At 46.1% G+C, this 22,378-nt stretch carries 20 protein-coding genes and 3 pseudogenes; 14 read left to right on the forward strand and 9 right to left on the reverse strand.

What is annotated here, in order from left to right; genetic code table 11:
* Nucleotides 1–40 precede the first annotated feature (40 nt).
* The 4 genes from QT998_RS06225 to QT998_RS06240 all read left to right on the forward strand — a co-directional run bounded on the left by QT998_RS06225 (nt 41) and on the right by QT998_RS06240 (nt 2,899).
* On the forward strand, nt 41–157 hold the full coding sequence (locus tag QT998_RS06225) for a photosystem I reaction center subunit VIII (protein WP_194012095.1): 117 nt from the start codon (nt 41–43) through the stop codon (nt 155–157).
* Between the two features lie 339 nt (nt 158–496).
* Nucleotides 497–1,054 (forward strand): hypothetical protein, encoded by a 558-nt coding sequence (locus QT998_RS06230; RefSeq protein WP_333089033.1) that lies wholly within the window; start codon nt 497–499, stop codon nt 1,052–1,054.
* A gap of 138 nt (nt 1,055–1,192) precedes the next feature.
* A complete protein-coding gene (locus QT998_RS06235; RefSeq protein ID WP_194068108.1) occupies nt 1,193–2,080 on the forward strand; it encodes a hypothetical protein in 888 nt (295 codons plus the stop codon).
* Between the two features lie 183 nt (nt 2,081–2,263).
* The gene (locus QT998_RS06240) at nt 2,264–2,899 is read left to right on the forward strand and encodes a DUF2996 domain-containing protein (RefSeq protein ID WP_333089030.1); all 636 of its coding nucleotides are present in this window, start codon (nt 2,264–2,266) and stop codon (nt 2,897–2,899) included.
* 419 nt (nt 2,900–3,318) lie between these two features.
* On the opposite strand, the gene QT998_RS06245 is transcribed toward QT998_RS06240, so the two are convergent.
* The 3 genes from QT998_RS06245 to QT998_RS06255 form a co-directional block, all read right to left on the reverse strand.
* The gene (locus QT998_RS06245) at nt 3,319–4,140 is read right to left on the reverse strand and encodes an alpha/beta fold hydrolase (RefSeq protein ID WP_333089029.1); all 822 of its coding nucleotides are present in this window, start codon (nt 4,138–4,140) and stop codon (nt 3,319–3,321) included.
* A gap of 182 nt (nt 4,141–4,322) precedes the next feature.
* Nucleotides 4,323–4,481 carry a hypothetical protein gene (locus tag QT998_RS06250; protein WP_333089028.1) on the reverse strand — a complete coding sequence of 53 codons (159 nt, stop codon included), beginning with the start codon at nt 4,479–4,481 and terminating at the stop codon, nt 4,323–4,325.
* Nucleotides 4,450–5,175 carry a lysophospholipid acyltransferase family protein gene (locus tag QT998_RS06255; protein WP_333114717.1) on the reverse strand — a complete coding sequence of 242 codons (726 nt, stop codon included), beginning with the start codon at nt 5,173–5,175 and terminating at the stop codon, nt 4,450–4,452. Before QT998_RS06255 ends, QT998_RS06250 begins: the two co-directional genes overlap by 32 nt.
* 498 nt (nt 5,176–5,673) lie before the next feature.
* On the opposite strand from QT998_RS06255, the gene QT998_RS06260 reads away from it, so the two are divergent.
* From QT998_RS06260 to QT998_RS06280, 5 genes and pseudogenes are all read left to right on the forward strand, one after another.
* Nucleotides 5,674–5,988 (forward strand): hypothetical protein, encoded by a 315-nt coding sequence (locus QT998_RS06260; RefSeq protein ID WP_194010683.1) that lies wholly within the window; start codon nt 5,674–5,676, stop codon nt 5,986–5,988.
* Nucleotides 5,989–6,116: 128 nt separating this feature from the next.
* The gene (locus tag QT998_RS06265; RefSeq protein ID WP_333114719.1) at nt 6,117–7,844 is read left to right on the forward strand and encodes a succinate dehydrogenase/fumarate reductase flavoprotein subunit; all 1,728 of its coding nucleotides are present in this window, start codon (nt 6,117–6,119) and stop codon (nt 7,842–7,844) included.
* A gap of 191 nt (nt 7,845–8,035) precedes the next feature.
* A complete protein-coding gene (locus QT998_RS06270; protein ID WP_333114721.1) occupies nt 8,036–8,878 on the forward strand; it encodes a pentapeptide repeat-containing protein in 843 nt (280 codons plus the stop codon).
* Nucleotides 8,879–9,000: 122 nt separating this feature from the next.
* Nucleotides 9,001–9,228 (forward strand): hypothetical protein, encoded by a 228-nt coding sequence (locus tag QT998_RS06275; RefSeq protein ID WP_333114722.1) that lies wholly within the window; start codon nt 9,001–9,003, stop codon nt 9,226–9,228.
* Nucleotides 9,229–9,246: 18 nt separating this feature from the next.
* Nucleotides 9,247–9,504, forward strand: a pseudogene (locus QT998_RS06280) (type II toxin-antitoxin system RelE/ParE family toxin); the annotation flags it as partial.
* Nucleotides 9,505–9,541: 37 nt separating this feature from the next.
* Here QT998_RS06280 and QT998_RS06285 read toward each other — a convergent pair.
* On the reverse strand, nt 9,542–10,411 hold the full coding sequence (locus QT998_RS06285; RefSeq protein WP_333114724.1) for a Uma2 family endonuclease: 870 nt from the start codon (nt 10,409–10,411) through the stop codon (nt 9,542–9,544).
* A 246-nt stretch (nt 10,412–10,657) separates the two neighbouring features.
* Nucleotides 10,658–11,581, reverse strand: a complete 924-nt coding sequence (locus QT998_RS06290) for a tetratricopeptide repeat protein (RefSeq protein WP_194068343.1) — start codon at nt 11,579–11,581, stop codon at nt 10,658–10,660.
* 384 nt (nt 11,582–11,965) lie between these two features.
* Here QT998_RS06290 and QT998_RS06295 point away from each other — a divergent pair, with 384 nt between their 5' ends.
* On the forward strand, nt 11,966–12,166 hold the full coding sequence (locus QT998_RS06295) for a hypothetical protein (RefSeq protein ID WP_333089017.1): 201 nt from the start codon (nt 11,966–11,968) through the stop codon (nt 12,164–12,166).
* Between the two features lie 144 nt (nt 12,167–12,310).
* Entirely contained in the window at nt 12,311–13,600 is a 1,290-nt protein-coding gene (locus QT998_RS06300) for a hypothetical protein (protein WP_333114726.1), read from the forward strand.
* 78 nt (nt 13,601–13,678) lie between these two features.
* On the opposite strand, the gene QT998_RS06305 is transcribed toward QT998_RS06300, so the two are convergent.
* From QT998_RS06305 to QT998_RS06320, 4 genes and pseudogenes are all read right to left on the reverse strand, one after another.
* Nucleotides 13,679–14,854 (reverse strand): homocysteine biosynthesis protein, encoded by a 1,176-nt coding sequence (locus QT998_RS06305; RefSeq protein WP_333089014.1) that lies wholly within the window; start codon nt 14,852–14,854, stop codon nt 13,679–13,681.
* Between the two features lie 371 nt (nt 14,855–15,225).
* Nucleotides 15,226–16,398: an AI-2E family transporter gene (locus QT998_RS06310; protein ID WP_333089013.1), complete on the reverse strand. Its 1,173-nt coding sequence runs from the start codon at nt 16,396–16,398 to the stop codon at nt 15,226–15,228.
* 282 nt (nt 16,399–16,680) lie between these two features.
* Nucleotides 16,681–17,298: pseudogene (locus tag QT998_RS06315) on the reverse strand (Uma2 family endonuclease).
* Between the two features lie 31 nt (nt 17,299–17,329).
* On the reverse strand, nt 17,330–19,471 hold the full coding sequence (locus QT998_RS06320) for an O-linked N-acetylglucosamine transferase, SPINDLY family protein (RefSeq protein ID WP_333114728.1): 2,142 nt from the start codon (nt 19,469–19,471) through the stop codon (nt 17,330–17,332).
* A 51-nt stretch (nt 19,472–19,522) separates the two neighbouring features.
* On the opposite strand from QT998_RS06320, the gene QT998_RS06325 reads away from it, so the two are divergent.
* The 3 genes and pseudogenes from QT998_RS06325 (at nt 19,523) to QT998_RS06335 (ending at nt 22,330) form a co-directional block, all read left to right on the forward strand.
* Nucleotides 19,523–19,930, forward strand: a complete 408-nt coding sequence (locus QT998_RS06325; protein WP_333114730.1) for a hypothetical protein — start codon at nt 19,523–19,525, stop codon at nt 19,928–19,930.
* Nucleotides 19,931–20,305: 375 nt separating this feature from the next.
* Nucleotides 20,306–20,743 (forward strand): annotated as a pseudogene (locus QT998_RS06330) (phytanoyl-CoA dioxygenase family protein); the annotation flags it as partial.
* Nucleotides 20,744–21,007: 264 nt separating this feature from the next.
* Complete coding sequence (locus QT998_RS06335) at nt 21,008–22,330, forward strand: class I SAM-dependent methyltransferase (protein WP_333114842.1); 1,323 nt, start codon at nt 21,008–21,010, stop codon at nt 22,328–22,330.
* Nucleotides 22,331–22,378: the final 48 nt, after the last annotated feature.

Here is a 22,378-nt window from a genome sequence, read left to right on the forward strand (position 1 = left end):
CCCTGTTGGAACACGCTAACTTTAGTTTGGAGAATTTGACATGACAGGTACCTACGCTGCCTCTTTCTTACCTTGGATTTTGATTCCGGTAATTACCTGGCTGATGCCAGTTGTGGTAATGGGTTTGTTGTTTATCTACATTGAAAGCGACGCCTGAGCTTTTCCCACAAAGCAACACCTCAGTTGGAAGATTGACAGACAACTTCTCTGAAACCTCTCTCATAAGTCTAGGGAAAATCCGAAAAAATTGTTTTGAGATTGCTGGTAATTAGGAAATTTGCTTTCTTTACCCCCACCCCCAGACTCGACTGTGTGGAGCAATCTTTCTGTCTTCTTCCATCTGAATTCGCCATTGCAAAAAATCCTCTGTCATGCGGGCAGAGGATTTTTTTACAAATATTTTTTTCCCGCAAGCACAAATCACCCGATCGCTAAAGACAAATTGCCAAATTCTGAGCCACAATTGTTATGGAAACCTACTCATCAGGAGACAGCGATGCAATTTCTCTCCGCGCGCAAAATCTTAGCTCCATTCCTGATCTCGGTACTGCTGCTGGTGACTTCCTGCGGTCAGAATCAGGCCTCATCCTCTCGCTGGGATCAAGCCCAGAAGGAAAGTACCCAAAAACCCGCGGCTAATACCAAGCAGGCTACTGACAAATCCATAGCTCAAAGTCAAAACCTTCCCAAGAAGGCAGTCGCAGGTGGCAAGTTAAATAAATACTTCCCCTCTTCAGGTGCCGGATTCGATCGCGTCTTCGCTCAAGAAAAATCCGGTTTTGCTGAAGCTAAGCTCAACAAAGGCGGTAAAAATGTCGCGGTACTCTCGATTAACGATATCGCCGGCAACCCCTCGGCTGGTACAAAATTCCAGCAAAGTACCAAGCAAATTAGCGGCTATCCTGCTGTCAATCAGGGTGCTAATATCACTGCTGTTTTGGTGGTAAATCGCTATCAGGTGAAAGTTCAATCCCGCGATCCATCTTTTACTGCTAGCGATCGCGAAGCTTGGCTGTCAAAATTTAACCTCCCCGGCCTCGCCCGCCTCAAGTAGCGATGTCCCCGATAGAACTCCCCGCCCGACTTTAGTCAGGCGCAATCAGAATTAAGTCTGCCCAGACAAAATTGTGAAGTTCTTGCCATCTGTCAAAAGTAATATCTTTGATTCTTGTTCAGCTATAAGGAGTTTTTTGTGAGCAAAACAGTCTTTGAATTAGTCGATCAACTGCCAAAAGACAACATGACTGTCAAAGCCCTGCGAGCGCTTGACTTTGTGGTTCCCGGCGAGTGGAACAATTTAGTGGGCTTTGAAAATACCATTCGCACTGTTACTGGCGAAACTGATGAAGATTTGATTCAGCAAATTGGCGATCGCGCCATCTATCTCTACAACGATAAGTCCCAAGGCTACCAGCGCGCTCTTTGGCTCTACCAAACCATCGACAGTGCCTCCGGTGCCCTAGGCGCGGCTGCTATGGCTAACAAAGTATCCGAAAATGTCCCGTTTTTGGGCTTCCTCGGCAATCTCACCCCGAAGCCAGAAAAAGCTCAGACGATCGACCTTTCTTTGAAGTTAGTCACTGAGTTGCTCGCTTTTTGCCAAATTAACGGGATTCCCGGCGACAGCATCGGCGATTTTGCCGGGGCTTTGGGCGACTACGGCGGCGAATCCCTGATGCGGATGGCTGCTTTGGTTTGTTTCGACGGTTTGATTCCCCTGGGCCCAGACTTTATTATGGCCACTCAGTCTTGGATTCAACGCCTCTCTCCGCAAGATTTGCAAGATAATGTAGTGTTTAAGTCGATCGGCGGCATGATTCCAGGCGGCTCTCCCGCAGGCCAGCTCGGCTTTATCGGCGAAAGCTTTAACTCGGTTTCCGGTTGGATGGGATCTTTTGTCAGCGATCGAGGTTTGACTCCCCAAAACGTACTCGGCCACTTGCAGAATTTTGTCGAAATTTCTGCCGATAAGGTGGACTATGTGGGCGCATTCCTCGACATGACTACCAATTACTACGAACACACCGGCGTTCAAACTCTCGCCCGCCGTTTGATTGAACGAGCTGTCGCTGAAATTTAGAGTCATCACTGGAGTTGCAATTTGTCAATAGGAAAACCCGGAAGCGAGTGTTTTGATCTCAAAGTTTTTTGACTGACAATTCTTTAAGCTTGGTTTTCGATAAAATATCTGTGCGATCGATCGAGTCGATCGCCCGGATCTCAACTCAAAACTCCTACCAATCAATTTTACAAGGAAGCCTTAATGCCAGAAGAACCGCAAAACCCTACCGCTGGCGAATCAGAAACTCCCAGTGCTGCGATCGAGAACGCCCCAAGTTCCGACGCACCCGAGACAACCGACTTACCCAGCACTGACAAGCCCGCAGCTAAAGCTAAAAAGCCCCCAGCTAAAGCCGCTGACGGCGACAAGTCCCCAGCTAAAGCCGCTGACGGCGACAAGTCCCCAGCTAAAGCCGCTGACGGCGACAAGCCCCCAGCTAAAGCTAAAAAAGAAAAAGCACCTGCTGTTGAAGACAAGCCCTTTGCAGAATTTATTCAACAAGATTATTTGCCCGCCTTGCAAACTGCTTTGACTAAGCAGGGCGTTAAGGACTTAGAGGTACGTTTTACCAAGCAAAAACTCCCCATTGCCGGTATGAGTACCGCTGGAGATTGCTGGCAGGTAATTGGTAAATTCCAAGAAGGTCAGCGCCAATTTAACCTGTATTTTCCTCAAGAAAATATTCAAAGTCAAAGGGCGTTTTCCTGTGCTGAAAATAATACCCATACCAGCACTTTAGAGCCTTTTTTGATAGACGAGCGCAAGATTACTCTCGACCTCATGGTGTTTGGCGTAGTCCAGCGGCTTAACGCTCAAAAATGGCTGAATCTTAATTAGTCAGTTGTTAGTAGTCAGTAGTCAGTAGTCAGTAGTCAGTAGTCAGTAGTCAGTAGTCAGTAGTCAGTAGTCAGTAGTTGTTGGGAATTGGTTATTAGTTATTAGTTATTGGTTATTGGTTACTTGCTACGAATTCCCAATTTCCCATTCTCAATTCCCAATAACAACTAACAAATAACAACTAACAGCTAACAGTCATTAGTCATTAGCTATGACTTGTCATTTATTGGTCACTAGAAGCAAAATTACAGATTGAGCGATCGATAAAGTTCGTATCCAAATTAACGAAACCGTCACTAAAAAGTGCCTGGAGACAAGCAACTAATGACTGAGGACTATTGACTAATGACTCCAAACTAATGACTAATGACTAATGACTCCAAACTAATGACTAATGACTACTGACTATTGACTACTGACTATTGACTACTGACTAATGACTGCTGACTAATGGATTCAGTCAAAAAATTGCGCTCTTGCATAATCCCGTAAAGGTTAACATCTGTTTCTAACAAACAAGCATGACCGCTGTTACCCAGCAGCACCATCTCCGCGTTAGGAATTACCTTAACTAAAAGCTTCCCTTCTGCTAAAGAAGGTAGCAGCCTATCGGCACCGCTAGCAATTACTAACGTCTGCTGTTTGATGCCACGCAACTGATTTTGATCCACATCAAACGATCGCACTAACGCCAATCTCCACACAGACGTGTGTTGCGGTACCGCTTGCATCGCTTCTAGCAAAGCCCGCCGATCGTCGCGCCCAATCTTTCCTAATGATGCTAACATCGGCAACAAACCGATTACCGACAGCGGATAAAGATTCGCCGGCAACCACTGAGTTAGATGCGAACCCCACTGCACCCAAGGCTGTTGTCGGAATGAAGAAGCAGGATTCACTAAAATTAGTCGATCGCACAATTGAGGAGCTTCTAAAACAATTTTCATCGCTAAACAGCCCCCAAATGACTCCCCGCACAGATAAACCGGGCGCTGCTGCTTTCCGGTTTGTTTTTCTGCTTCGATTAAGGCAATTGTTTCGCTGACAAGTACCTCCCAACTAGCCATATCGTCAGCAGGTAAAGTTAAGCAGCGAATGTCGAAATGATTTGCCAATTTAGAAATTTGCGGCCGCAGCAGCAATCCGCTACCATCCATACCGGGCAGAAATATAAATAAAGGGCGATCGGCTTTCGGCGGTTTGGGGGTTAGAAAACGAACCTGGTTACTAGCATTTGGCATGATTAAAATCAGAAATTAAATTGTATGAACTCTATCAGTCGGGGATTGCTGTCAAAAATAGGGGGATAATCAGAGAGCAAGAACAATCATCAATTAAGACATCAGACGAATCAAGAATCTTAAACCAAGAAGCGACTAAGAATCAGCCGAGGACGGCGACACAAGGAAAATGCGAGCAAAAATCACAAATTTATTCCCTCTTCCTTCTTCCCTCTTCCTTCTTCCCTCTTCCTTCTTCCGACGGACATCGGACTTACATCCGTTACATCCGTTACATCCCGTACATTGCTCGTTGCCGAACTTCCTTCGTTACAAACACCCTCGTTGGAGCAATTGTGCAATTTCCCCCTGACAGTGCTCTGTGAGTTCAGCAACAACGGCTTTGGCTTTTTTGCCTCGATATTGCTGCTGTCTCTCGACAGTAATCCAGTAAGGCCGACCGATTAAAACATTAACTCGCTGATAAACTATCACAGGATGCCACCCGGCGCGATCGAACAGCGGTTCGGAAGGATCGAACAAACTCAACAACTTGAGCGGTACACCAGAGCGCACCGACTTTTCCTCCATCGAACCAATCGCCACCGGCAACACCGCCAAATCGCGCAGCGGAGCCCGCAAAGCCAAATGAGCAAATCCCCGCTGAAACTTCCCCACAGTATTCGGTTGAGTACACTTCACCATCGGTTCTGCACCCTCTGGAAATACCCCCACCATCTCCCCACTTTGCAGCAGCGACGTCGCTTGAGAGAAAAAATGTTGCTGTCGTTGCTCCGGTGCTTCCAAGGGGAAAGCGCCGAAAGTCGTGACAACTTCCCGAATCACCGGAACTTGACCCATGTAGTGATGACAAGCAAACCGGATCGATCGACCCAAAGCCGCCGTCAGCAGTACCGGATCTAAGAAACTGCGGTGATTGCTCACCACCAGTACCGGACTATCTCGGGGAATCCGGTGCTGGTGGTGCAAAAACATCTGCGTTCCCAAACCAGCCAGGAAACAGCGCGAAATCAGCAATGTGCGATCGGAAGACATGGGCTAAAACACAGGTGCGAGGCTATAAAGGTTGATTGCATCCCCATGCAGCTTAACATTACTTTACAAAATCGGGAGTCAGCCAAAAAGCATACTTCCCCTAGACAAGACCTTTGCAAATCTACCCGCATTTCAGGCGCAGCGCGGATCTACAGATAGCAGTTCTCAAGCGTGGTGAGGTTGCCCACCCAATGCCCTGTTTGGCCTGTTTGGCCTGTTTACCCACTGCCCTGTTTGGCCTGTTTGGCCTGTTTGGCCTGTTTGGCCTGTTTGGCCAGCAGCACCTCATCTTTCTGAGAAATGCCTAAGTCTTGTTGCGGCAAAAATTCCCTATCCGAAACAAAAATTCATAAAGTGTTGTTGCAAACTTCTATAAAAATGTTTAAAACTCCCGCAAAACCTACTTGTGAACTCTAAAATTATAAATTTACAGTCAGTATTGACAGGCTGTCAAAGTATTTTTGGACAAGTCGTAATAGCAATCTCCCGAGGCATCAAATGAGTAACATCCAAAACTATCGCCTTAAATGTACCCTCACCTTTGGCGACATTTACGGTCAAATCATTGTTTGGCTGATAGTCATCTTCCTGAGTCTAGCGTCAGCACTCGCCCTGTGGAGCAGCGCCCGTCAAATCTACGCTTTGGCTACAGTCGGCTTGATTTTAGTGCTGTCTCTGCCCTTCTTGCTGTTTGCTTTCGTTACAACTCTGCTAAATAACATTCAAGTGCTTTCGGTAGACCCCGCCACCGAAGATCAACCTTCTGCAACGGGAAATCAATCCAATCAGCAGCCTATAGAAACCATCGGCTAGTTTAATTTGAAATTTTAACTTTTGATCTTCCATTCCAATCAAAAGTTAAAAAACTTCCCGATCTTTTGATAGGAAGTTTTTTTTTGCGTCACGATAAGTTGAGGAGAACACTCAAAATTACTCAAACAATGCTGGAACACGACGTAATCATTGTAGGCGGCGGTTTAGCAGGTTGCCGCGCCGCTGTAGAAATTGCGCGGACTGACCCCAGTCTCAAGGTAGCAGTTGTTGCCAAAACTCACCCAATTCGATCGCACTCCGTCGCAGCCCAAGGCGGCATGGCCTCCAGCCTGCAAAATGTCGATCCCGAAGACAGTTGGAAAGCCCACGCCTTTGACACAGTAAAAGGTTCCGACTATTTAGCCGACCAAGACGCAGTAGAAATCCTCACCCGCGAAGCCCCCGGTGTAGTCATCGATTTAGAACACATGGGAGTCCTCTTTTCCCGCCTAGAAGACGGCAGAATTGCCCAGCGCGCTTTCGGCGGACATTCCCACCGCCGCACCTGCTACGCCGCCGACAAAACCGGTCACGCCATCCTCCACGAATTGGTCAACAATCTGCGCCGCTGCGGAGTTCACATTTATCAGGAATGGTACGTCACGCGCCTGATTTTGGAAGCAGGCCAAGCCAAGGGCGTGGTTATGTTCAACCTGATAGACGGCGAAATTGCCGTCGTGCGCGCTAAGGCGGTGATGTTTGCTACGGGGGGTTACGGTCGGGTTTACAACACCACCTCGAACGATTACGCCTCGACTGGTGACGGTTTGGCGATGGCGGCGATGGCTGGATTGCCGCTGGAAGATATGGAATTTGTGCAGTTTCACCCGACGGGTTTGTATCCGGTGGGAGTGTTGATTTCCGAGGCCGTGCGGGGCGAAGGTGCTTATTTGATTAATTCCGAGGGCGATCGATTTATGGCCAATTATGCCCCGTCGCGGATGGAATTAGCGCCTAGGGACATTACATCGCGATCGATTTCCCTAGAAATTCGCGCCGGCCGAGGAATTAATCTCGATGGAAGTGCAGGCGGCCCCTTTATTTACCTCGATTTGCGGCACATGGGACGCGAAAAAATCATGAGCAAAATACCTTTTGCTTGGGAAGAAGCCCACCGGTTATTAGGAATTGATTCTGTCAACCAACCGATGCCCGTCCGCCCGACTGCTCACTATTCAATGGGCGGAATTCCAACTAATATCGACGGGCAAGTTCGCAGCAGTGCTGACAGTTTGGTAGACGGTTTCTTTGCAGCGGGCGAAGCAGCTTGCGTCTCAGTTCACGGCGCTAACCGTTTGGGCAGCAATTCGCTGTTGGAATGCGTAGTTTACGGCAAAGTTACTGGCGCAACCATAGCACAATTTGTCCAAAATCGCAAGTTGCCTGCAGTAGACGAACAGCGTTATATTAACGAAGCTCAAGAACAAATTCAAGCACTTTTAGACCGTCCCGGAAAATATCGAATCAATCAAATCCGGCAGCAGTATCAAGATACGATGACTGAGTATTGCGGCGTGTTTCGCAGCGCCGAATTGATGCAGGAAGGTTTGCAAAAATTGGAGGATTTAGAGCGACAATATGAGGAGGTTTACTTAGACGATAAAGGCAAGTTGTGGAATACGGAAATTGTGGAAGCTTTGGAATTGCGGAGTTTAATCGTTGTCGGCAAAATGATTTTAACTTCTGCTTTGAACCGGCAGGAAAGTCGGGGAGCTCATTCGCGGGAAGATTTTACTCAGCGGGATGATGAGAAATTTTTGAAGCATACGCTGGCCTATTATTCACCTGCGGGGATTGATTTGGCTTATATGCCGGTGGCAATTACGATGTTTGAGCCGCAGGAACGAAAGTATTGAGTTGTCGGGTGGGCGAGGCCCACCTTACTAATAGTCTGGTCAGAGAAGTAAACACAATCTACTAACTTGGTCATTTATTCAACTTTGGGATATGACTGTAAACTTGGCAGTGTTATACTGCTTTGATAGGGTATAATTCCCAAGTTTTTGGAGTTATACCGCACCGATAAGCAATTAATCTGCCGTGAATTATGAACTCTGAGGAATTGTTACAGCGTTACTCTGCTGGAGAGAGGAACTTTAAAGGAGTCAATTTGGAGAGCGCGAAATTACACGATGCCAATTTAGAAGGAATTAACTTGCATAGTGCTAATCTCTACTCCGCTCGGTTGCAGGGTGCTAATCTGGAAGGAGCCGTTTTGGATAATGCAAGGCTAGATAATGCCGAGCTAGAAGGAATTAACCTGGAGAATGCTAGCTTAGTCGAAGCCAATTTGAGTGAAAGCATTTTGGAGAGGGCTAATTTGACTAACGCCGACATGAGAGGTGTTAAACTATATGAATCTAGTTTGTATTATGCCTGTTTGAAAGGAGCGAATTTAAGAGGAACTCAAGCAGCTTCCGCCCGGTTCAACGGTGCTAACTTGAGAGAGGCTGATTTGCGAGACATTCTATTATTGGATGCTTCCTTAGAAGGTACAAATCTCATGGGGGCTGACTTGAGTGGAACTCAGTTGGAGTACGTAAATCTCAATAGATTTCTTTACGACTCGAAAACTACTTTTGACGATACATTTACTCCTCGTACAGGTGGAATTTATATCGGGGCTGGAGCTAATTTGAAGGGGATTGATTTGACAAATGCCGATATAAGTGAAGCTGATTTGAGTGAGGCTGATTTGAGTTTTACAAATCTGAGGGGCGCTAATTTAAGTGGGGCTATCCTCTTCCAAGCCAATTTAGAAGGCGCAAATTTAGACTATACCGATTTAACTGACGCTGACATCGAACAAGCTAATTTAATTGATGCTCAGACCCGCATGACTATCTTTTGCAATACTGTTATGCCTGATGGTACTATGTTGTTAAAATGATTGACAATTAATTTTAAACTCGTCTCAGGAATTCTCCACATCACAACTAAAAAATGCTAGCTTAGGATAAGTCTTGCTAAAATAAATACAAAATATCGCGATCATAAGTAGCAAAAAAAAACATGAGTAAAACGACACAGACATCTCAATTCCAGCAAGCTCTTGAAGCTGTAGAAGTTTTATCATTAGAAGATCAAGCCACGCTTCTAGATATTCTTCAGAATCGTCTGCGACAACAGCGACGAAATGAATTACTCAAGGAAGAGGCAGAAGTTCGTCAAGAATATGCTGAGGGCAATGTTAAATTTGGGTCGGTAGCCGATTTTATGGCGGAGTTGGATGATGGATGAAAATTTTGGACTCCCAAATCTATTCGTACTTTCAAAAAGTTAGTTTGTAAAAATCCTCAGCTTCGCCTTTTAATTGAAGCTACGCTTGAACTTTTGTCTGAAGACTGCTTTAATGCCAGCTTGCGAACTCACAAACTGACAGGAGATTTATCGGGTATCTGGTCTTGTTCAATAGATTATGATTATCGGATTTTATTTGAGTTTGCGATCGATCCAGAAAATGAAGAGGAAGCGATTTTATTACTCAAAATGGGTTCTCATGATGAAGTCTATTAAGACCGATCGCCCTTTTCCCCAATTCTCTCCCACTATTTCACTCTCCAGCATTCTCCGTCACTTCCTCCACGGATAAACTTAACGCCTCCGCCACTTTTTCGGCACTCAAACCCATTCCCAACAACCGGGGAATTGCATCCCTTCTTGCGTGAAATTCAGCTTGTCGTGACTCTTCTGCACTCTCGGCCCTTTCCCGCTGTTGCTCCCCTCGCAATCTCTCCAATTCGGCTCTTTCATCGCCAATCAACAGCAAATTACCTTCCTCGTCCCACCAGCGCAGCCACAGCATAGTTTGATTTTGATAATTGCCTTGCCAAAGTCCCAATTCTACACCTAAAGGTGCAATAGGAAAATGACCGCGATCGTTAAGTTCTAACAGTTGATAATACCCGTCAATTAACCGATAAACTTCTAATTGCCCGCTGTTAATTTCGTAGATGCCATAATAGGGAATTCGCATCACCTGTTCGTAAACCCAAAACTTTCCCGGTTTCGTTAACACCCCTTCATCAGTACGCGATAAAGGAGTACGGTTGCGCTCTTCATCCCCGTTCCCGCTCGCAAATTCCAACGCAATTAACGGTGCTATGTGTTCCCGCCACAGCACGTAGGAACGACGAATTTGACCGTCAATATTAGGAGGTACATTCGGAACATAAAACCAATCAGGAGCTTCTGCACCTTTTTCGGGCGGCTCGGTTTCTCGCCAGTAAATGCCGCAGTCTTGACCGATCGCATATTGTCCGTCAGGATGCCGCTCCTGCAAAATTTGCCCGATCGAATCAGTTAAAATTAAACTCTGCGGATGCTCCTGAAAATTTTTCACAAAAGTACCATCCGACTCTGGTAATTGAGTGTGGTCTGGAAAAGCAGGAGGTAGAACAACGCGGTCAACGCTTTGGGTCATAATTCCCTCCGAAGTCTTGCTTAATTCATAATATCATGTCTGCGGTCACGATGGCAATTAAATAGGTTTGTAGTAAAGAATGAAGTCCTTACAAAAATCTGAGGACTTTAGTTTTTTTTACAAACTTTACAACCATTGTTTGACCGAATACCATCTAATTTAAGACTGGAATAAAACAATACATTTTGAGTTTTAAGTATTGATTTTTTCACTTAAAACTCAAAATTCTTTCATGCAAAACTCTCCTTAAGGCTGAGGTAGCGCACCTTCAGGACTTGGGGAAGCCGCTGGTTCTGGAGATGCCGCTTCGGGACTCGCATCTGCCGCCGGAGAAGGCGAAGGAGTGCCGCTAGCTAACTGATTAATTTGGTCTTTGTAGTTAGGAGGAGCTAACTCACTAGCTTTGTCAAACAGCGTTTTTGCCTCGTCAGTTTTGCCTTGTTCCTTAAACACGATCGCCTTGGCTAAAGTCGGGCGAAAATCTTTCGGATTCGCCTTAGCCGATTCGTCATAAATCGCGATCGCCTCATCGTAGCGCTTCTGCACAGCATAAACCTGTCCCAAAATCAACTGCACCGAAGTTACATCAATACTTCCGGGTTTTGCCTGATTTTGCGCCGGAGCGGCCTTGAGCGTATCTTGCAGCAGTCCGATCGCAGCCTCCGGCCTTTGCTGCACCAGCAGCAAATTAACCAACCCCTGCAAAGCCTTAATTTCCCCGGGTTTAGACGCTAAAATTGACCTGTAAGCCTGAGCCGCCCCTTCGCGATCGCCCGTGCGTTCCTTGGCCTGAGCCAGCAAAATCCCGTATTCGGTAGTCTCGGGATTCAGTTTAGCCAACTTTTCCAAAGGTGGGATCGCATCCTTAATATCCCCCACTCCTTGTCCGATCAACTCCAGCCGTACCTGCAACAACCCCCGCAGCGCCGTTACATTGTCAGGTTCGCGCTGCAAAACCAATTCGTATCCCCTCACCTGATCTTGCAGCAACTGCGCTTGCTTCTCGCCAGAAGGCGCAGTCTGAGTAGGCGTTGGAGTCGATGTAGCGGTTGTTTGACTGCTCTTGAGAATACTGTCCAAAATTGGAACCAGAGAAAATCCCAAAAAAGCGATGAGCGAAAGCACCACCACCACACTAATCAACCCGCGACGCTTGTTTGCTTTTTCCATAATTCAACTATCCCAACTTAAAATCTACTATTTTCTAAGAATTAACCCATCGCCTAGGGGCGTCTGCGATTTAACCGAATCCGTGTAACCATAAAAGTTCTTAACTTCAAAGTGCCAATTCACAAACCAGTCTTTTGCTTGCAGCTAATATGGTAACAGACCCGCAACTCCACGCTCGTCAAACAATTTGGGACACAAAGACCCGCAGCCCCAAAAACTGCGACTTTCGTCCAATTTAGTTTGGTCGAGCTAAAAATTACCGAAAAGATGGCGGATCGACCCGCTAGGTAATTGGAGTAAGTAAAATAAGCAAGCTGCTCCAAAGAGATTGGAACGGCGCCTTGAGGCTTTTCCTCAAAGCATTGCGAAATATTGCCTGGTTTGATGCTCAGGTATTCAGCACGCGCTCGATCGGGATATATCCTAGATTGTCCGGGCTCGAAGTATCTGAATATCCTAAATGCTATTAGCCACCAGTGCCAGTTTTCGCCCGATCGACCCGCTCCTGGAGTTAGCAACTCTCAAACTCTTTGCCCACAAGGATTAGAGCAGCCCGCCCATCCCGGAGCGATCGATCGCTCGTAGCGAAGTTTAAAACTGGCGTTGATGAATCAAAACCAAACTTTCCGGCGCAAGCCCTAAGTTTGGTGCTAGTAGTTGTGAAATCAGTTTCTTCAGTTTATTCCTAATTTCCCTTAAGGGATGTGTCTCCGCTGCAAGGAGTTTTTTATGAACCCCTCTCCCAACCCGTCTTCCAAATCGTCCAAATCTACTTCTGCTCGCAAGGCTCAGCCAAGCGAGCCCGCCGTGAATCAGCCTGCAGCTACAGCCTCCGTGGCCGAGACACCAGACGAAAGTCCCGTGTCTCCTCCGCCATCGCCCGCTGCACCTGTTGACCCAGATCGATCGCCAGCGACAACAGACGCACCAGCGTCAACAGACGCACCAGCGATAACAGACGCACCAGCGTCAAAGGATACGCTGCAACGACCCCGCTACAGTTCTGCCCCCGACAAGGACAAAACAAAGCCAAAAGACCCGCCGAGCAATGCTCCTGAACCCTCCGCGCCAGCAGCGCCGTCGGAATCTGCCAGCAATACTCCATCAATCGCAGTCTCCGTGCCCGCAACAGGCGAGCCAGCAGCTAACGAAAGTCAGGCCGACGATGACCTACCCTCGGTCATGCGCCAACATCCCATTCCACCCCCCAGCGAACCCAGACAGTACCGAGCTGTTGGTTTGGTGCGGGGCCGCTACACCCAATCTGAAGAGCAATTCACCAGAGGTATGCTGATTGCTGCCGACGGAACTGCCATCGATGCAGTTTTGCTGGGTAGAGTCATGAGTTTAGTCAAAAATCACCTGGATCTGGAACAAGAACACCTGTGGGTGGTCTATCCCCGCACCAGGCAAGAAGACGGCAACTTGCACGCCCAGATTATGGGAGTTTGGGAGCCGGAAACGCTCAAGAAATCTCCCGAAGTGTCTTCGGATGAGGAACATCTGGAAGCAGGCGAGATTGAGGCTAGCAGCGAAGCATCGACGGCATCTGTGTCGCCCTCGGAACCTGATGTTGAAGATGGCTATTTTTCGATTCGAGGCGAGGTGATTTATCAACAATCGCAAGAGGAAGAAAAGTATGTCATCGTCAAAATCAAGCAAGCTCCCCGCAAGAATGACGACAAGATGAAGTTTTTTAAGCTGAAACTCAAGGGGGATGTAGGAACAAAGGCGATCGGATTTTTTTGGGATTTCCACGTCAAATTGAAAGGTGAGAGTCTGACGATCGAGCAGGCTAACAATATTGGCGCCGTGCCGATTAAGAAGCGGAAATTCCCCCCCGGCAGCAAGCCGCCCGGTGGCTACAAAGGAGGGGGAAACAAGCGTCCGTTTACTCCTAGGCCCAGCGGTGACGGTGCTCCTGTAGGGCGTCCTACCATCAAGTCCGCAGCAGCAGCACCTGCTGTTCCCAAGGAACCTCTTCCTAAGCCGGTTAAGAAGTCTAAGCCCGAGGAATAGGGCAAGATTTGAGATTTGAGATTTTCGGTTAGTGCGTCTGGTTAATCTAAAATCGCCAAATCGCCAATCTAAAATCTTTTATTCCAGCCGGACTTGGGCTCCCCACAAATCTTGCGGGAGAAATACTCTGTCGGTGGGTAGGGGAGCAACTGGGGCCGTGAGGGTAAATTGACCTGCTTCAATTTGCTGCTTCAATTCCAATGCTACTTGCCGCGAGAGAAACATACTCGCCAAGGGGGCCGCCCGCACAGGTTTGCCCTCTATCAGGATGCGGCCAGTCTTTAATTGAGCGTAGCTGACTAAACCGAATGTGGGACGAACGCGCCGGGGGATAGAGAAATCTACCACCGGCGCTACTATTTTTTTGTCGGATACTGCACAGTGGGCGACGACTGTTTCGTTTAAGACTGGAAACGGGATGCCGACTCCCAGCATCAGAGATGGGCCGTAGTTTTTGAAGTAGCAGCCGCGCACCCATTTGGAGTTCATCTGTTTGGCGTCGCCGATTAGTGCAAGGGTGGCGGCCGGGCCGATTGGGGTGCGGTTGGGCTGGCGTTTTTGCAGCGGGAAGTGCTGGGTTCCTTCCCAGGTGATGTAGCCGGTGGCGCCTCCTAGGAAGATGCGGGTGCCGATGCCGATGGTTTCGAGGTCGGGGTCGTTGAGCAGGGGAGACATGGCTCCAAGGTTCGAGTAGACGGCGTTGCCGAGGTTTGGTTGCAGGGGGCCGAGGTAGGTGAACAGCGGGCGATCGCCCCCGTTAACTCCCACAATAAAGTTTTGATAGGCGTTCCGGGGATTGAATAAATAAAACTGGTTGATGGTATCGCGGGTAATCGTGGTTTCAAAGGAGGCGCGGGGGTAGCAATCTGTGACTTGCCCCAAAGCTCGCAACTGCACGGGTTTCCCGGCGATTAAGTCTTCGATGACGTGTCCGCCTCCCCGTTCGCGGGATTCTTCGCCGTCTTCGGCTACTTGGGTAGCTCCCAAGTACAGGTCTACTGCCCCAAAGCCGGAGTAGGCTAAAACGCCGTCGAGCCAGCACTGGCGGATTTTGATCGGGGGATCGGTATGGCCGAGGTTGATGATGGCACCGGAGGATTCCATCGGCTCGAAGGTGCCTGCGGTAATCACATCGACTTCTTTGGCGGCTTGGCTAATGCTGGTTTCTTCGACTCGGTTTTTGAGTTCTTCGATTGTCCAGACTGTCGCTTTGCCTTGGCTGATTTTATCGTTGATTTCGTCGATCGATCTCATAATTTTAGTTTTTAGTTTTTAGTTTTTAGTTTTATTGATCGATACCGTTCACTTAAGTAAACCGTATTGTTTTATTGATGGCGATCGAGTTCCTAAATTTGTAGTCATGACTTAAGTCCTCAATCTCGAATCAAGAAGGGAGCATCTCGGGCCTTTTTAAAAGCATTTTTTATTGTGCGAGTCTTGCACCGCGAACTCGCGGGGACAGCACTATTAAATGCAAAACCCAGATGCTCCCAGTCAAGAAAAACTGAAGTCCGAACAATCAAACCTGAATTATTGATGGCGATCGAGTTGCTAAGTTTGTAGTCAGAAATTCAGTTCTCACTCTGAAAATCAAGAATGATTGAAGTCCTCACTACCAACCTGAATTATTGATTGACAGTATCGTCATTTTCTGCTTGGTCTGCGATGTCTGTTTTTTGTTCTGGAAGGCTTTCTTGTCTGTGATGTTTTACTCCTAGAGACTCATATTCTTCGTGAATAGCCGAATCGATTGCTGCTAAGGTTTGAGGATTCGCGTTCCATTGGTTGAGGATGTCTTTAATTAATACTTCCCTAATCCAAACTTGAGCTACAACGGTGAGGGGGAGGGCAAGTAATAGTCCTAAAAATCCAAAAAAGGTGGCAAAAAATACTTGAGAAATTAATGTTACTGCTGGCAGCAATGATACTTGCTGTGCCATGACGTAGGGAGTGAGGAGGTTGCTTTCAAACTGTTGAATTAGAAAGTAAAGAATTAAAACTAAACCAGATTGTAAGGGAGAGTCTAAAAGTGCGATCGTCATGGGCGGGATGACGCTGATTGTGGGGCCTATATTTGGAATTAAGTTAAGAAATCCTGCTACTACAGCGTGAGCTAACGGTAGGGGAACTTGCAAAATTGACAAACCAATTAAGCTCAACAAAGCAATCACGCTCATGCTAATCAGAGCGCCGATGACCCATCGACCGAGAGCTATTTCGCATTCATCTAAAATACCATCGATTCGTCGGCGGTAAAAAGAGGGAAATAGTTGTATAAATGCTTTGCGGTAAGAGAGGGGATCTGCTAAGGTCATCAAGGTCAAAACTAAGACTAGCAAAAAGCTGAGGATAACCCCTAATGTGTTGCCAACAAAAGCTCCTGCACCGCCAACGAGTTGGTTGAACAAGGGTTGCAGTTGTCGCATAATATCGTTAACATCAAGATTCGGCAGCCTTTGATCGAATTGTCCCGAGAAGCGAGCTTCGATTTGATCTACCCAATCATTGAGTTTGGCGATTCCTTCAGGTGCTTTTTGGGTCAGTTGTTGGAATTGTAGGGCAAAGGGCGGTACAATTATCAGGAACAAGCTTACCAAAACCAGGACTAAAAAGCTAATTGATAAAAGTACGGCGATCGACCTTTTGAGTCGGAATTTTTGCAAGTAGCGTGCTAGTCTGTTTAAGGCTGTGGCTAAGACGATAGCGGCAAAAAGCAGCAGCAGGGCTTGTCTGATTTGCCAGAGGATGTAACAAGATGCGATGAGGGCTAATAAGCCCATCCATTGTCCTAGCTTCATTCGATTTTAGCTTTTAGATTTGAGATTTGAGATTGAGGAGTAGAGTATTGGGAATTATAAGACTATAACTCTTCCTATCTCTCGTTTACAGCCGCATCTCGACCCCCCTAAATCTCCCTTAAGAAGGGGGACGTTGAGCAATTTCTTGTTTCCCCCGACTATCCGGGGGCTGGGGGATCTAGGCATAATCGTCAGACACTCGTCTGGCACTACATTCACAGCTTAAGTTGACTCCTACCTTCACTAAGATACTCTATTCGGACAGCAAAGAAAGCAATTTCCTCAATTACCTTTGGCGAACACCTGCTGCGCTGTCAGATTCAATTCTGGGAAAGTTGGGGACTCAATAATCTCAGCCTCTCTGAATTGTTTGACTTGATATTCGCTATCAATTAGTTGGTAAATTGAAAAAGTAGGTTGTTTGGGGTTGCCGATGAACCGTCTGCCGCCCAATTCTAAATAGTCTACAATCCAGTATTCTTGGATGCCCATTGACTCGTAAGCCTCTAATTTTAGGGAGTAATCATCCGCCCAGTTAGTGCTGGTTACTTCTACGATTAGGGGAACTGATTAACCCATTGTGATCATTGATAATTTTTCCCATCGCGGCTCGTTTCCAATCGTTTGTTCGTTGAGTACAATGATATCTGGCTCATACCCCGATTCCTCGGACATCGGTTTGATGACGCATTCTTTAGGGATGAAGTAGGGCAAATTGAGACGCTCAATCTCTATTCCGACTTTCAGTGCGGTAAAACCGGCAACTTTAGAATGTTTGCCTGTTGCTTTTGGCGTCTCAATAATTTCTCCATTGTGCAATTCGTAGCGGTGTTCTGAATTTTCAGGATACCAGTCAATGAATTCATTGAATGTTACTAATTCTGTTATGCTTTGAATCATGGTGAGTGCCTTTAGTTTGGTTTTGTTTGCCTTAAACTATAGAATTACTATAACCTTCAAGTCTTTCTAGAACAACTCTTTGATAAAAAGACTCTAACCCAGTCACGCAAACTCGATCGTCAAACAGATTACCTTGTCGCTGACTCATGCGTTGTGCAATGTCTAGCCGCCACTTGGAATCTCTACCCAACTTGACAGCAATTTCAATATATTCTGCTTCATTGTTAGCGATTGTGTCTGTCACTCCCAGCATTTTTAGAAAGCTATAAGTGTGAAGCCCCCGCATAAATTCTCCCGCGCAAGTTACTATGGGTAAATTGCAGGCGATCGCCTCCAAGCACGTATTCCCACCCGACCAAGTAAAAGTATCTAAAAAAGCATCAGAGATAAAATTAATTGCTATGTAATCTTGTCGAGTTGAAATAGTTCGGAACAGACAGTAATCTTCACTGTCAAGATTGACAGCAGCAAAAGCACATTTTAGCCGTTGCCGCAGGAGTTCGCCACGCGGAAAAATAAACTGAGATTGCGGAACGCGACTCGCAATTTCTGCTAATATGAAATCATATTGCGGTAAGTATTTGAAAGGGGCTTGGCAGCATAAATAAATTACTGCATCTTCTCGGAGGTCAAAATCTGAGCGAGTTTGGGTTAATTGACCAACAATCGGTTTTGGGTAGGCAACGCCAATATTAGGCAACTTAATTAAAGTTTCTGAGTAGTGCAATTGCCCATCTTCGGGTTCCATCAATTCGCTAGAAATAAAATAATCAATCGTCGGTAAACCAGAGGTGACAGGATGTCCCCACGCCGAACATTGCACGGGGGCAAGGCGCAAAGCTGCTATTTGGATAGTTGGTGCATCCATGCCAATTTCTGGGAAGACCAGGATATGCAATTTGTCATCAATAATTTGTTGACATACGGCTTCTAGGTTGTGAGGAATGTGGTGAAATCTATCGCTGTATTGGCGAAATTGTTCTGTAATTGGATCTGGATCGTTGCCCGTATAGTAACAGTAAGTTTCAAATTGTTGGTGGTTGGAATAACGCAACCAGCCAGTCAACCATAAAGTGCCACTGTAAGAATGCAAATAACTAGAAATATAACCGACTCTAATTTTGCCATTTTCCAGCAGTGGAGGCATTGATTGCGGTTGCACCCACTGCGAATAGTTGGCGACCATAACTTGATGGACTAAATTAGCATACTTTGATTGCGATTCCACAACATTGTAAGCCTGATATGCTAGGTAAAAATTAGTGAAACTACTAAAACCCCGCAAAGCATTAATTTTGTCTTCGGGAGTTTTTAGGGAGGTTTGCTGAATTAAATTTTCTAATCCTTGGACAAATCTTTCCCGGTAAAATAGGATTTCATCTGATGTGTTATAAACAATCGGCAATGTTAAGTGTTTGAATAGTTGAAAGACATATTCATGGGGCAGTATTTTAGTTGCTTTTTCTGCACTTGATATAGCTTCTTGAGTCCGTCCGTTTTGCTGGAAAATTTTGATTATTTGAAAGTGCAGTTGTCCTGCTGTTGGGTAATGGCGGATGCCTTCTTCAATAATCGCGATCGCTTCCTCAATTCTGTTGAGGTTTCTCAAAGACTCGCTTAAGTTACCATACAGTTCTATATCTCCTGTCTGGGATTCTAAAAACCTTTGATAGTGCTTAATGGCTGCTTCGGATCTTCCTTGACGGTAGAGTTGGTTGCCAAATTCTTTCAATGCTAATGCTTGCGAGTCAAGGGTGATACCGCTAAGTTGTTCCTGTTCCAATACTGGGATTTGTGCGGTTTCAGAGTCGGCTATGGCTTGGTGATTTTCCGCATTCAACTTAATGCGATATTGAATATGTGGTAAAATATCAAGCCACTGGCTTCGATTGAGGTTTTCCAATAAAATAATTTCGGGTTCGCAGCTAGTATCTAAATCTTCTTCCATAAAAAGATTCAGGACAATTGCTGATACAATTAGACTGGCATCTAACTCGGATATTTCTGAAGTGTCGCTGCTATCTATTAAAAGAGTTAGGAAATCCCGATCGGGATGACTTACCAGGCTCCTAATAATTAGTTCTAACTCTAAATAAAGTGATTCTTCTGGTTGGTTCCAATCAGGAAAAATCAGCAAATTTAAGGGTTTGAGATTTAATGTGGTTAGATCCATGTGATTGTCTGTCTCATCTATATTGCTGGGGATGGAGGGGTTTTGGTGTGAATGTTCGATCGCCCCTGGTTTAATTTAACTCGTCTTTGGGCGCGATCGCCCTCCATCCCCTATCTTGGCTGTTGGCGCGATCGCCAGCCGAGGATAGCAGCTAAGATCAGACTGGGGGTAAAGACGGCGATTAGGGCGTTGAGGTCGGTAGAGGGTATGGATAGGCTAGGCCCTGCGTACTTGATGACCAGGGAAAGGGCGACGGAGAGGGAGAATACTTTGAGGATGGGGCTGATGTTGGTGTTCATGGAGGTGGTCTTTGGTTGTATAATCTGTTTTTGCGTGGGGGCTGGAAATATTGACCCTCACTATTATGCCAAGTCCCTGCCCTTGTGCCGCGTGGGGTTTGGGGAAAAGGGCGATCGATCGTGGACGAGTGCTGATAAGATTTATGATAATTTTGGGTAAGCTTCGGTTTAAAGCTAGATTCCCATAAGTGAGATTTTCTAGATTAAGCTAACTCCGCAAGAGCAGACCTTGTTGCTGGCGATCATTCAAGCTAGCCCAGCATCCTGCCGGAAAAATTGATAAATTATAAGTCGTCAACTCAGGGACTCACAGCCAAAACCGATGATTAGCGTCAAAAAATTTTTAAAGCAAGCTCAAAATCCCGACTATTGGAAAAGCCTAAATCCCCAGCTAAGTGTAGGTGAAGATTTTACTTCACTATCTGGAAGTGTTCTTTCACTTGAGCAAGAACATATGGAAAAACTGTTGTTCAATCTCAAGAATGAGGGCTACTTTCAAATCGATTCATTTTTGTCGGAGGCAGAGATTTCGCGCATGGCCGCTGGCATTGAAAAACTGCGACAGTCAGGCTGGCCTGTAGCATTCGCGTTCATTTATGATGAGTTTTGGCAGACATTTTGTCGATTGTCTCAGATATTATCAGTTATCCTTGGTGATGAGTATCAACAATTGCCCGCTTTTTGGAGTTGGTACATCGACACGACTAATGCCGAAAAAGGATGGCAGCCGCACCGTGACAACACCGAGAGCACTCTTTTACCAGACGGAATGCCCAAGTGTGTAACCATCTGGATTCCCCTCAGCGATGCCATCCCACTCAATGGATGTATGTACATCGTGCCAGCTCCTTTGGATGCCAATTATGGTAACGTCCAAAAAGGTCAAAAAAGGGAAAGCATCAACTTTCAAGATATTCGTGCATTGCCCGCAAATGCAGGTTCTGTTTTGTGCTGGAATCATGCAGTATTGCACTGGGGAGGCCGCAGCAGCGAAAGAGCGCCTCATCCGCGCATCAGCTTGGCTTGTGAATTTCAAAGGTGTGATGTTGAGCCTTATAAAACTCCGCTACTTGACCCATCCGTTACTCCAAATTTCGAGGAGCGTCTGGCATTGATAGGCAAACAAATCCTTCAGTACCAGCATATGTATCCTCTGTCAGAGGAGCTTGCCGAACTCGCTACCGAACTCCAAAAAAAATCTCTACCATCTTCAACGAAGGTTCAAAGTAATTCCCCAATGAACAATCAACAATTGGATGTCTCAGAAAAAATTCGCCAGCAATTCGACACAGTGTGCTATCCGAGAACAGCCCTAGAAGAAACTCCCAAAAATGACTGTGTGTCGCTCTATATTCATAACTTGGTAACGCCTTATTATTTAATAAATCAAAAAATAATAGAAACTGAAGGAAAAATTATTTTGGATGCTGGATGCGGTAGTGGATATAAATCTTTGATTTTGGCAGAAGCAAATCCAGGCGCTAAAATTGTGGGAATTGATTTATCAGAAGAATCAGTGAAATTAGCCCGCGAGCGTTTGGAATATCACGGCTTTAGGAATGTAGAATTTCATGCACTATCAATAGAGAATTTACCGAGATTAGGTTTAGAATTTGATTTAATTAATAATGATGAAGTTCTTTATCTTTTGCCAGATCCGGTTGTAGGATTGCAAGCAATGAAGTCTGTTTTAAAGCCAGAGGGAATTATTCGGACAAATTTACATAGTTACTTCCAGCGAGCGAGCTTTTTTAGATCTCAAAAGTTGTGGCAACTAATGGGTTTGATGGATGAAAATCCCCAGGATTTAGAGATTGAAATAGTTCGAGAAACTATGAATGCTTTGAAGAATGAAGTTCTTCTAAAAGCAAGAAATTGGAATTCTAATAATAGTGATGAATGGATTTTTATGAACTATTTACTCCAGGGGGACAAAGGGTATACTATCCCAGAAGTGTTTGCCGCGTTAAGAGCGGCTGATTTGGAATTTGTCAGCATGGTGGGTTGGCGGCACTGGGATGTGACTGATCTGTTCCAAGATTCAGAAAATTTGCCCGCCTTTTTAGCAATGAGCTTGCCAGAAATTTCTATAGAAGATCGGCTGCATATGTTTGAACTGTTACATCCCGTCCATCGTCTTATTGACTTTTGGTGCGGTCATCCCACCGAGAAACCTCAGTCCTTTGTACCCGTTTCTGAATGGACTGAGCCTGACTGGCAGGCAGCACGGGTTCACCTGCATCCTCAGCTAAAGACTCCCCAGGTGAGAGAAGACCTGCTCAACTGCATCGCCAACCAGAAACCCTTTATCATTAGCAATTATATCCCTTTGCCCACCCAAGTGCCGATCGCAGTCGAAAGTATGCTGGCGGCCTGCCTGCTGCCTTTGTGGGAGGGATCGCAGCCGATAATGTCCCTAGTCGAACTCTGGCTAAAGCTCAGACCGCTGCACCCCGCCACTCTAGAGCAGGTAAACCCAGAGACAGCGTTTGAGGAAGTGAAGGAACTCTTAAGTATGCTAGAAGCTTTTCTGTATGCGCTTTTGGAGCGATCGGCTTGAAAAATTAAAAAAAATTGCCGGGGGTGATATGTAAGCTAGGGAAACTGG

The organism is Microcoleus sp. S1D4 (assembly GCF_036700765.1).
In the GTDB taxonomy this organism is placed as follows: domain Bacteria; phylum Cyanobacteriota; class Cyanobacteriia; order Cyanobacteriales; family Microcoleaceae; genus Microcoleus.